The organism is Kitasatospora sp. NPDC057738 (assembly GCF_042798815.1).
In the GTDB taxonomy this organism is placed as follows: Bacteria; Actinomycetota; Actinomycetes; order Streptomycetales; family Streptomycetaceae; genus Kitasatospora; species Kitasatospora lactacystinica.
In genome coordinates this window covers 27,188-38,336 of record NZ_JBHVJT010000016.1, presented here as the reverse complement: position 1 = coordinate 38,336, position 11,149 = coordinate 27,188, and the positions used below count along the sequence as shown (strand labels likewise).

The window sequence follows — 11,149 nt, the reverse complement described above, 5'->3', positions numbered from 1 at the left end:
GTAACCGGTCGTTCGGGGTGCTCAGTTCGTCGCGTCCGGCTTGACGAGGTCCGGGAGCTTCGTCTCGAAGAGCGCGTCGAACGTCAGCGAGGGCAGGATGTGGCCCTGGTTGGCGGCGTCGTTGGCCACGCCGGCGGCCCACGAGGCGGTCGCGAAGCGCTGGTTGGGGGTGCCGTGGTGGCCGGGGCTGGAGAAGGCGCAGTCGCCGACCTGGTAGAAGGACTTCTCGGAGTCCAGCAGGCGCTTGGCGTTGAGGGCCTCGCCGCGCGAGTGGGTGAGGAAGTAGGTGCCGTACGCGTCCGCCATCAGCTCGACGCGGCGGCTGCCCTCCGGCGTGCCGTCCCGGTCGCCGATCAGGTCGTCCTCGTACTGCACGTGGTGGCCGAACTCGTGGGCGAGGATGGCGCGCGGGGCGGTGGTGCCCAGACCGATGGCCCGCATGGCCTCCAGGATGCCGTCACCCATGACGATGCGGTCGCCGATGCCCGCCGGGTGCGGGGCGCCCTTCTCGGAGAAGGCGAACGCGTTGAGGGTGAAGAACGGGTTGTCGCCGCCCTGGAGGACCGGGTCGAGGTTGATCACGTGGATGATCAGCGAGGCCAGGCCCAGCGCCACCTTGCGGTTCTCCTCCGGGATGCCGTACATCAGGCTCACCACGGGGGCCAGCCGCTCCGGGGAGGAGAAGAGCTCGCGGCCGTGCATCGGCACGAGCTGGATGTCGTCGGAGTGGATGTCCCAGAACCTCTTCAGGTCCTTGCTCTCGGACGTCAGCTCGTTGGTGTACTCGCCGTTGACGCCGAAGGTGTTGGACTTCGACTCGCTGCCGAAGTACAGCGCGTCGTAGGTGGGCATGTCGAACACGCCCAGGAAGTAGAGGAAGAAGAGCGGCTCGAAGTTGGCGCCCTGGAGCAGGGTGCGCTGGTAGTCCCTCAGCGCGTTGCTCTCGCACTGGTAGTCACCCGGGTTGATGACGCTGTCGCGGAGGGCGGCCCACTGGGTGTCGTGGATGCCGAACGCGGCCGTGGCGGCATCGCGGTGCTGCTGCCAGTCGGCGGGCAGCTGGGCCAGGGCCTGGTCGGCGAGGGCCTTCAGGTCCGGGGAGAGGCGGGAGGTGTCGAACGTGGAGCCGGGGGCGGCGGAGGTGACGGCGGCTGACGTGGCGGCGGGGGGCGTCGTGGTGTCGGCGGCCACGGCCGGCAGGGCGGCACCGAGGGTGCAGGTCGCCGCCGTCACCACGGTGACGGCCCAGGCGAGGGTCTTCTTCACGAGTGAACTCCTAGATGTGCGAGACGACATGGGGGTTTCCGGCGGAGGGGGGAACGGTCGGCTGTGCCGTATGCAGAGTTTGCGAGGAACGGATCTGTTACTGAAGAGTTCGCTGTGTCGAAATCCGGCATGGCAGGAAGCAGACAGGTCCCACATGTCCTCGGAGAGCGCCGGACCACCACGTCCTCGGGGAGCACCGGACGACCGCGCCCACCGTGCTGAAACGGACGCGGGGCGCTGTGTCCGACGGCACTCGCCCGGTGGGGACCGTACGTGCGAGAATTGGCATATGCATTCGATTGTTGGTATAGATATCAGCAAAACGGCCGAGAATGCCTACCTCGCCCTCGTCGAGCGCGGCCCGGCGGCGGTGCCGGAACTGGCGAGCGCCCTGAGCGTGAGCTCGCGTGCCATGAGCACCGCGATCGGCGAACTGACCGGGCTCGGCCTGGTGGAACCGGACGGACCGCAGCTGGTCGCCCGCCCCCCGCGGGCTGCCCTCGACGCGGTGGTGGAGAGCCGCAGCAGGGAACTCGCCGCGCTGCGCAGCGGCATCGAGGAGCTGTCCCGCTTCTGGCGCGACCACCACGTCGGAGGAGCCGACTACATCGAGATCGCCCGGACGGCGGCGGCCCGCAGCGCACTCGTCCGGCGGCTCTACGACGAGGCCACCGAGCAGATCCGCGCCCTGACCATCGGTTACACCGGCCGATCGGCGCAGTCCAACACCCTGGCCCCGGGAAGTCGGGACGCCCTGGCACGCGGCGTCACGTGTTCGGTCGTCTACGGATCCCACGTCCTGCGCGACCGGGCCGCCAGGGCGGCCGTCCGGACCTCCGTGGAACTCGGCGAGCGAGCACGGGTCTTTCCCGACGTTCCGCTGAACATGGCCGTGTGCGACGACCGCTTCGCCCTGGTGTGTCCTCCCGCGAGCGACTGGGACCGCCGCCACCACATCCTCGTGCAGCGGTCGGACCTCCTCGACGCGCTGATCGGCATCTTCGAGTCGTTCTGGCAGATCGCCGTCCCGCTGCCCGCCGCCGAGACGGGGGACGATCTCGCGACGACTGCCACCGCCGAGAACCGGCGGCTCCTCAGCTTTCTCAGCGGTGGCCTGACCGACGAGTCGATCGCCCGCGAACTCGGCGTCAGCGAGCGGACGGTGGCCCGCCGCATCACCCGTCTCCAGGAGCTGCTCGGCGCGCGGACCCGCTTCCAGCTCGGCGTCCAGGCGAGCCGTCGCGGCTGGCTCTGAGCCGGGCGGCACCGCACGCGCGCCGTGACGCGGCGGCGCTTCGGCCGGCGCTGCCCGTCACCGGTCCGTACCTCCGGCTGGCTTGCCGACCTTCTCCTCGACGACTTGGCGGAGTACCGTCACGGATGGAACGACAGGCTGTTCGACGGGCCGAGGGCTACCGCCAGCGCTTCGGCCTGGTCCACGTCGACTTCGCGACGCGGCACCGCACCCCGAAGGCCTCGTACGGCTGGTACCGCGACCTGATCGCCGCGCACCGGGCCCGCCGTTCGGGGTGGTCGGCTTCCGGTCGGCTTCCGGTCGGTGCGGGTGGTTCAGTCGGCTTCTGGGCGCGGTTCCACCGTCATGAGGAGGTTGTCGGGGTGGTTGGTGCTGGTCATGACGCCCCGGACCCGTGCTCCCGGGGCGGGCGTCAGCCGCCAGCGGCTCGCCACGGTCGCGGCCACGGTCAGCATCTCGGTGCGCGCGAAGGCCTCCCCGATGCACAGGTGGTGGCCGGCGCCGAAGGGGACGAACGCGCCGCGCGGGGCGGGGGGCCGGTCGGGCAGCCAGCGGTCGGGGTCGAAGCGCAGGGGATGGGGGAAGTGCCGGGGGTTCCGGTGGAGGACGAGGGCGCTGAAGATGAACTCGGTGCCTTCGCGGAAGCGGTAGCCGCCGAGTTCGACGTCGGTGATCGCGCGGCGGATCGTGATGCCTCCGGGGTTGCGCATCCGAAGGGCCTCGTCGACGACGCGACGGGTGTGGCCGAGCCGGGGCAACTGGTCGGCGGTGAGGGGGAGTACGGCGTGGTCGTGCAGCTCCTGGTGGAGTCGCCGGTCGAGGTGCGGGTGCCGGCCCAGTTCGTGGAAGAGCCAGGCGAGCCCGCCGGCGGCGGTCTCGGTGCCGGCCACCAGCAGGGTGATGAGTTCGTCGTGGAGCTGGCGGTCGGTCATGGCCTCGCCGCTGTCGGCGTCCCGGGCCTGCAGGAGCATCGACAGCAGGTCCGGTCGCCCGCTCGTGCGGTCGGCCCGGTCGGCCCGGTCGGCGTGGATCAGGTGGTCGATGGCGCGGCGCAGCCGGTCGTGGGCGTCGGCGCGGCGGCGGTTGCCCGGTGTGGGGAGCCGGTGCCACAGGTTCGTGGGGTCCAGCACCCGGGTGTACATGCCGTGCAGGACGACGGGCATGGCGTGGCGGATCTCGGCGGCGGCGGAGGCGTCGAGGGAGGTGGAGAACAGCGTCGAGGTGACGATGGCGAGGGACAGCTCCAGCATCTGCCGGGTGACGTCGACCACCTGACCGGGCCGCCAGGAGTCGGCGCGCTCGGCGGCCAGCCGCGCCATGGTGTCGACGTAGTGGGCGATCTGCTGGTGGTGGAACGCCGGTTGCACCAGGCGCCGTTGGCGGAGGTGGAAGGCCCCTTCGGAGGTGGCGAGTCCGTTCCCGAGGTAGGGGCGGAGCTTGTCGAAGGAGCGGCCCTTGGCGTAGTTCGCCGCTTCGGTGACCAGTACGCGGTGGACCAGGTCGGGGCCGGTCAGCACATAGCTGGGCTTCGGGCCGAGGTGGGTGGCCACGATCGGGTCGTAGGCGGTGAGGCTGTCGAGGAACTCCAGCGGACGCCGCCACAGTGCGAGCGCGTGGCCGATCAGCGGGAGCCGTCCGGGTGCGACGGGAGGGGCCGGTGGTCGGCTGGCGGTGGGCATCGTCGTTCCTCCGGTGAGGGGTCGGGACCCAGTCTGCGGTCCGGCGCACCACCTGCGCACCCTTCGCACCGGGGCGCGCTGGTGGACTTCACGGCGCACGGAAGCGGATTCACACCTTGTCCGTACAACTTGATGCGTTCGTCTGCCGTACGGCGGCCGGTCATGAACGGGCCGCCGGTTGGTACCCCGCGCGCGCTGTCCTTGGGGGCGCCGTCCTCCACCCTCCTGACATGCTGAGGTCAATCCACCCATGGCAGAGCTGAATCGTCGTCGCTTCCTCCAACTCGCCGGTGCCACCGTCGCGTTCTCGTCGCTCTCGCAGAGCATCGCGCGCGCCGCGTCCATCGCCCCGCAGGGGAGCACCGGCACCCTCCAGGACGTCGAGCACATCGTCGTGCTGATGCAGGAGAACCGTTCGTTCGACCACTACTTCGGGGCGCTGAAGGGCGTCCGGGGCTTCGGCGACCCCCGCCCGGTCACCCTGCCGAGCGGCAGCTCGGTGTGGCACCAGACGGACGGCCTCAAGCGGGAGGTGCTGCCGTTCCGGCCCCAGGTCAGCGACCTCGGGATGCAGTTCGTCCAGGACCTCAACCACGACTGGGCCGGCGGCCACAAGGCCTTCAACAGCGGCAAGTACGACCAGTGGGTGCCCGCCAAGACGGCCACCACGATGGCCTACCTGACCCGCCAGGACATCCCCTTCCACTACGCGCTCGCCGACGCGTTCACCATCTGCGACGCCTACCACTGCTCGTTCATCGGCTCCACCGACCCGAACCGCTACTACATGTGGACGGGCTGCACCGGCAACGGGGTCGCCGGCAACGGTCCGGTCCTCGGCAACCAGGAGGCCGGCTACAGCTGGACGACCTACCCCGAGCGGCTGGAGAAGGCCGGGATCTCCTGGAAGATCTACCAGGACGTCGGCGACGGACTGGACGCGGCCGGCTCGTGGGGCTGGATCGGCGACGCGTACCGCGGGAACTACGGCGACAACTCGCTGCTCTACTTCAACAACTACCGCAACGCCAAGCCGGGCGACCCGCTGTACGACAAGGCCCGCACCGGCACCAACGCCAAGGCGGGCGACGGCCTGTTCGACCACCTGCGGCGCGACGTGCAGGCCGGCACCCTGCCGAAGATCTCCTGGATCGCCGCCCCCGAGGCCTTCACCGAGCACCCCAACTGGCCCGCCAACTACGGTGCCTGGTACGTCTCCCAGGTGCTGGACGCGCTGACGTCCAACCCCGACGTGTGGGCCAGGACGGCGCTGTTCATCACCTACGACGAGAACGACGGCTTCTTCGACCACGTCGTGCCGCCGTTCCCGCCCTCCTCCGCCTCGCAGGGCCTGTCCACCGTGGCGACCACCGCCGACTACTTCGGCGGCGGCATCGGCTACTCGGCCGGACCGTACGGGCTCGGCCAGCGGGTCCCGATGCTGGTCGTCTCGCCCTGGAGCACCGGCGGCTACAGCTGCTCGGAGACCTTCGACCACACCTCGATCATCCGCTTCATGGAGCGCCGCTTCGGCGTCCAGGAGCCCAACATCTCGCCCTGGCGGCGCGCCATCTGCGGCGACCTGACCTCCGCCTTCGACTTCACCGCGTCGAACACGACCGCGGCGGCGCTCCCCTCGACGGCCGGCTACGCCCCGGCGGACCGCAACCGCCACCCGGACTACGTGCCCACCCCGCCCGCCACCGGCACCATGCCGAAGCAGGAGGCGGGCGCGAAGCCCACCCGCCCGCTGGCGTACGCGCCGTACGTGGACGGGGCGGCCGACACCGCCGCGGGCAAGTACCGCCTCACCTTCAGCGCGGGCGCGGCGGCGGGCGCCCAGTTCCTGGTGACCTCGCCCAACCGCACCGACGGTCCGTGGACGTACACCACGGAGGCGGGCCGGACGATCGCGGACGCCTGGAACACCACGTACTCCAAGGGCGTCACGGACCTCACCGTGTTCGGCCCCAACGGCTTCCTGCGCCGCTTCCGCAACCCCGGCAAGACCGCCGGGCCCGAGGTCGCCGCCCGCCACAACGCGACCACCGGCAACCTCGACCTCACCCTCACCAACGCGGGCGCCGCGGACGTCGTGCTGACCCTCACCAACGCCTACGGCGGCACGCCGCAGGCCCTCACCGTCCGCCGGGGTGCGACCGTCACGTGCACCGTCGACCTGAGCGCCTGCCGCAACTGGTACGACGTGACCGTCACTTCGGGCGCGACCGCCGACTTCGTGCGCCGCCTCGCCGGCCACGTCGAGACCGGCGCCCCCGGCCTCTCCGACCCGGGCATCGTCACCTACTGACGGCACCGCGCACGGCGCCGCCCCGGGCACGAGGGTGCCCGGGGCGGCGCCGTGCGGGCCCTCTTCGGACGGCGGGCGGCTGCCCGACGGAGGCCGGCGGAGTGCGGGCGGCTCAGAGGAAGTACAGCCGGTTCAGCGGGACTTCCTCGGCGGGGGAGGACCGCAGCGGCGTGCCGTCGAGGGTGACGAGACCCTCGCGCGAGTCGACGAGGACCTCGCCGAGGCGGGTGTTGCGGACCATGTCGCGCGGGCCGATCCCGCGGGTGTGGCGGACCGCGACGCGGCGGCGCCGGGTGGTCATGGTGTCGTAGGGGCGGTCCCGGGTGCCGGACTCGGCGGCGGCGCGGCTGGTGAAGGCGACGGAGAGGTCGGCCGGCGTGGCGCCGTGAGCGCCGAACAGGGGCCCCAGGACGAGCGGTTGGCAGGTCTCGGTGGCGGCGTTGGGGTCACCGGTGACGCCGTAGGCGGGAAAGCCCGCCTTGAGGACCAGCTGCGGCTTGGCGCCGAAGGAGGCCGGCTGCCACAGCACGATGTCGGCGAGCTTGCCGATCTCGATCGAGCCGACCTCGTGGGAGAGGCCGTGGGCGATGGCCGGGTTGACGGTGAGCTTGGCGATGTAGCGCAGCACGCGCTCGTTGTCGTCGTCCGGGCCGTCGCCCTCCAGCGGGCCGCGCTCCGCCTTCATCTTGCCGGCCACGGCGAAGGTGCGGCGCACCGTCTCGCCGGCCCGGCCCATGCCCTGGGCGTCGGAGGAGGTGATGCCGATGGCCCCGAGGTCGTGCAGGACGTCCTCGGCGCCCATGGTGCCGGCCCGGATGCGGTCGCGGGCCATCGCGGCGTCGCCGGGCAGGTCGGTCTTGAGACCGTGGACGGAGACGATCATGCCGTAGTGCTCGGCCACCGCGTCCCGCCCGAAGGGCAGGGTGGGGTTGGTGGAGGAGCCGATGACGTTCGGCACGCCGGCCATCTTGAGCACGTTGGGGACGTGCCCGCCGCCGCAGCCCTCGATGTGGAAGGCGTGGATGGTCCGCCCGTCGAGGACGCTCAGGGTGTCCTCGACCGAGAGGCACTCGTTCAACCCGTCGGTGTGCAGGGCCACTTGGACGTCATGGGCCTCGGCGACGGACAGCGCGGTGTCCAGGGCGCGGGTGTGCGCGCCCATGTCCTCGTGGACCTTGAAGCCGCAGGCCCCGCCCTCGGCGAGGGCTTCGACGAGCGGGGCGGGGTGGGAGGACGAACCGCGGCCCAGGAAGCCGATGTTGACGGGCCAGGCGTCGAAGGAGTTGAAGGCGTGGCGCAGTGCCCAGGGCGAGTTGACGCCGACGCCCCAGGCGGGGCCGAACTCCTGGCCGATGACGGTGGTGACGCCGGAGGCCAGCGAGGCCTCCATGATCCGCGGGGACATCAGGTGGACATGGGTGTCGATGGCGCCGGCGGTGGCGATCAGGCCCTCGCCGGAGACGATGGCCGTCCCGGTGCCGACGACCACGTCCACGCCGTCCAGGGTGTCCGGGTTGCCGGCCCGCCCGATGGAGGCGATCCGGCCCTTCCGGATGCCGATCGAGGTCTTGCGGATGCCCTGGATCGCGTCGATCACCAGCACGTTGCTGATGACGAGGTCGCAGGTGTCCCGGACGGCGGCGGCCTTGAGGTGCAGGCCGTCGCGGGCGGTCTTGCCGAAGCCGACGAGGAACTCGTCGCCCGGCCGCTGGGAGTCGGATTCGACCCGGACGACCAGACCGCTGTCGCCGAGCCGGACCCGGTCCCCGGCGCGCGGGCCGTGCACGGCGGTGTACTCGGACGCTTCGATGCTGCTGCTCACGGCTGGTTCTCCTGCCCGTCGTCGACTGCTCCGGGGCGGCCCTGTTCGGCGGCTCCGGAGCGGCCCTGTTCGGCCGCTCCGAGGTAGCCCTGCTCGGCCGCCCGGCGCAGGGCCTCCTGCCGTGCCCGCGGCGAGTCCAGCGGGCCGTCCACCAGCCCCGCGAAACCGATCGCGACGCGCTCGCCGCCGATCGGCACCAGGTCGACCTCGACGGTGGCGCCGGGGTCGAAGCGCACCGAGGAGCCGGCCGGTACCGCGAGGTGGGTGCCGTAGGCGGCGGCGCGGTCGAAGGCGAGCCGCGGGTTGACCTCGAAGAAGTGGAAGTGCGAGGTGACCGAGATCGGCACGTCCGCGGTGTTGCGCACGGTAAGGGTGTGCACGGGCTCCGGCCCGGGCGCTGTGCGGCCGTCGCCGTGGCCGTGGCCGCTCGTGCCGCCGCCGGGGTCGCCGTGGTGGAGGACGGCGCCCGGCGCGGCCGCGCCGAGGGTGCCGCCGCCGAACGGGTCGGCGATGACGGCGAGCCGGGTGCCGTCCTCGAAGACGGCCTCGACCTGGATCTCGGTGACCAGGTCGGGGACGCCGGGCAGCACATCGTCGGCGGCGAGGACGGAGCGTCCCCGCCGGACGGCCTCGGCCAGCCGGAGGCCGTCGCGGGCGGCCTCGCAGACGGTGTCCGAAATGAGCGCCACGGCCTCGGGGACGTTGAGCCGCAGGCCGCGGGCGCGGCGGGCGCGGGCGAGTTCGGCGGCCGTGAAGATCAGCAGCCGGTCGCGTTCGGTGGGGGTCAGCTGCACAGGGGTTCCGTTCTCCCTCGGTGCGGGACGGTGCGGGACGGTGCGGGACGGTGCGGGACAGAGGGGGACGGGTGCGGGACGGCGGGGTCAGCCGGCGGGCTGGTCGTGGGTGGCGCAGTGGATGCCGCCCCCGCCGCCGGCGATGGTGTCGATCGGCAGGGGGACGATCTCGCGGCCCGGGAACTGGTCCCTGAAGACCTCCTGGGCGTGGCCGTCGGCCTTGGCGTCACCGAACTTCGGCAGGTAGACGCCCTTGTTGCCGATGTAGAAGTTCATGTACGAGGAGACGAAGGCGTCGCCCCGGCCGGTGATCCGGTCCGGGTCGGGCTGGCCGATCTCGATCACCTTGAGCTTCCGGCCGGCGGCGTCGGTGGCCTCGGCGAGGACGGCGCGGGCCTGGTCGGCCGAGCGGGACCAGACGTCCGGCGGGGTGCCGGGGAAGGCCCGGTCCAGCAGGACGACCCCGGGGGCGGCGTAGCGGGCGAGGCAGTCGACGTGGGCGTCGGTGATGTCCTTGCCCTTGACGCCCGCGAGCCAGATCACCTTGGTGAGGCCCAGCACCCGCTTGAGTTCCGCCTCGATCTCGTCGCGGGTGCGGCCCGGGTTGCGGTTCTCGTTGACCACGGAGCTCTCGGTGACCAGCAGCGTGCCCTCGCCGTCGGTCTCGAAGGAGCCGCCCTCGGCGGTGACCGGGGTCTCGATCCGTTCGATCCCGTACTTCTCCAGGACGGTGCGGGCGATCCGGCCGTCGTTGGTGTGCTCCTGCTTGCCGCCCCAGCCGCTGAAGTTGAAGTCGACGCCCTGGACCTTTCCGCCCTCCTCCACGAAGACCGGGACGGTGTCGCGGGCCCACAGGTCGTCGACGGGGACGGAGAGTAGCTCGACGTCCGAGCCGCAGGTGTTGCGGGCCGACGCCTCCTGGCCGGGGCGGACGAGCAGAACCACCGGTTCGCGCTCGCCGATGGCCCTGGCCACCGAGGCGATGTCCCGGCGGACGGCCCCGAGCTGTTCGCCCCAGACGTTCTCGGAGGCGGGCCAGGCCATGAAGGTCCGCTCGTGCTTCTCCCACTCGCCGCCGAGCCGGCGTCCGCGGGCGGGTGCCGGGGCGGGGGTGGACGCGGGGGGCTGTGCGGGCGCTTGCGTCGGCGCCTGGCCGGGGGTGCCGGAGGCAGTCGGGGCCGCGGAGTCGGCCGGGTCGTCGCCGGAGGCGGCGCAGGCGGTCGCACCGAGGGCGATGGCGCCGGCGCCGGCGAGCGAGCGCAGTACCGTGCGGCGGGCGAGGGAGGGCTGGGACACGCTGGACTCCGGTGGGGCTGGGGGTGGTTCCGGTTCGGCGGAAGGGGCGGGCTCCGGGGGAGCGGTCGCGCGGCGCCGGTTGGGCGGTGGACGAGGTCGTCCCGGTGGACGGGGTCGTCCGGCATCACCGAGACTGAACTCTCGCATTGACTGAAAAATCAGTCAAGCTTTACGGTGAAGTCACCCAAACCACCCCGAGACGACCGGGCCGCCGAACGGACGGCCCGGTCACGACGATGAAAGGCCGGGTGAGGCGGCGATGCTGCGCAATGGTCTGGAACCCTGGCACGTGCTGGTGACGGTGGCCGTGCTGGTGCTGCTGTTCGGCTCCAAGAAGCTGCCCGACATGGCGCGCGGACTGGGGAAGTCGATGCGGATCCTGAAGTCCGAGACGGCGGCCCTGCGGGAGGAGGCGGCCCCGCCCGGCGGTGCCCCGGCGGGCGAGGGCCAGTCCGGCAGTACCCCGTCCGGCGGGACCCTGCCGGGCGGAGCCGCGTCAGGCACCGGCCGGTCAGGCACGGCCCCCTCCGGTGGCGGCGGTCCGTCCGGCGGCGGTCCGGCCGAACCGGCCCGGCACCCCTGACCGTCCCGTCGGCCGCGTACCGCCCGGGACGTCCGAGAGCCGGAGCTCCCCCCCCACCGGTGTGGGGGGGGGGGGGTTTCCCCCTTTTTGGGGTGCCGGTTCCAGGAAACACCCCCCCCACCCCCCCCCTCCGGCGCTGACAA

8 protein-coding genes and 1 pseudogene are annotated in these 11,149 nt (G+C 72.2%); 4 read left to right on the top strand and 5 right to left on the bottom strand.

Annotated features, from left to right (window positions below; all coding sequences use genetic code 11):
* Positions 1-21 precede the first annotated feature (21 nt).
* Positions 22-1,266 carry a hypothetical protein gene (locus ACFVGO_RS11400; protein WP_380631424.1) on the bottom strand — a complete coding sequence of 415 codons (1,245 nt, stop codon included), beginning with the start codon at positions 1,264-1,266 and terminating at the stop codon, positions 22-24.
* A 289-nt stretch (positions 1,267-1,555) separates the two neighbouring features.
* On the opposite strand from ACFVGO_RS11400, the gene ACFVGO_RS11395 reads away from it, so the two are divergent.
* The gene (locus ACFVGO_RS11395) at positions 1,556-2,521 is read left to right on the top strand and encodes a helix-turn-helix transcriptional regulator (protein WP_359898956.1); all 966 of its coding nucleotides are present in this window, start codon (positions 1,556-1,558) and stop codon (positions 2,519-2,521) included.
* Positions 2,522-2,670: 149 nt separating this feature from the next.
* Positions 2,671-2,784: pseudogene (locus ACFVGO_RS11390) on the top strand (family 1 glycosylhydrolase); the annotation flags it as partial.
* 51 nt (positions 2,785-2,835) lie between these two features.
* On the opposite strand, the gene ACFVGO_RS11385 reads toward ACFVGO_RS11390, so the two are convergent.
* Positions 2,836-4,200, bottom strand: coding sequence for a cytochrome P450 (locus ACFVGO_RS11385; RefSeq protein WP_380631423.1), 1,365 nt, complete (start codon positions 4,198-4,200; stop codon positions 2,836-2,838).
* A gap of 250 nt (positions 4,201-4,450) precedes the next feature.
* On the opposite strand from ACFVGO_RS11385, the gene ACFVGO_RS11380 reads away from it, so the two are divergent.
* A complete protein-coding gene (locus ACFVGO_RS11380; RefSeq protein WP_359898960.1) occupies positions 4,451-6,511 on the top strand; it encodes a phosphocholine-specific phospholipase C in 2,061 nt (686 codons plus the stop codon).
* Positions 6,512-6,623: 112 nt separating this feature from the next.
* On the opposite strand, the gene ACFVGO_RS11375 is transcribed toward ACFVGO_RS11380, so the two are convergent.
* The 3 genes from ACFVGO_RS11375 to ACFVGO_RS11365 form a co-directional block, all read right to left on the bottom strand.
* Positions 6,624-8,333, bottom strand: coding sequence for an urease subunit alpha (locus ACFVGO_RS11375; protein WP_380631422.1), 1,710 nt, complete (start codon positions 8,331-8,333; stop codon positions 6,624-6,626).
* Positions 8,330-9,127 carry an urease subunit gamma gene (locus ACFVGO_RS11370; RefSeq protein WP_380631421.1) on the bottom strand — a complete coding sequence of 266 codons (798 nt, stop codon included), beginning with the start codon at positions 9,125-9,127 and terminating at the stop codon, positions 8,330-8,332. Before ACFVGO_RS11370 ends, ACFVGO_RS11375 begins: the two co-directional genes overlap by 4 nt.
* A gap of 87 nt (positions 9,128-9,214) precedes the next feature.
* Positions 9,215-10,423 (bottom strand): agmatine/peptidylarginine deiminase, encoded by a 1,209-nt coding sequence (locus tag ACFVGO_RS11365; RefSeq protein WP_380631420.1) that lies wholly within the window; start codon positions 10,421-10,423, stop codon positions 9,215-9,217.
* Positions 10,424-10,682: 259 nt separating this feature from the next.
* Between ACFVGO_RS11365 and tatA the strand changes: the two genes are divergently transcribed.
* Positions 10,683-11,006: a Sec-independent protein translocase subunit TatA gene (gene tatA, locus ACFVGO_RS11360; RefSeq protein WP_380631419.1), complete on the top strand. Its 324-nt coding sequence runs from the start codon at positions 10,683-10,685 to the stop codon at positions 11,004-11,006.
* Positions 11,007-11,149 lie beyond the last annotated feature (143 nt).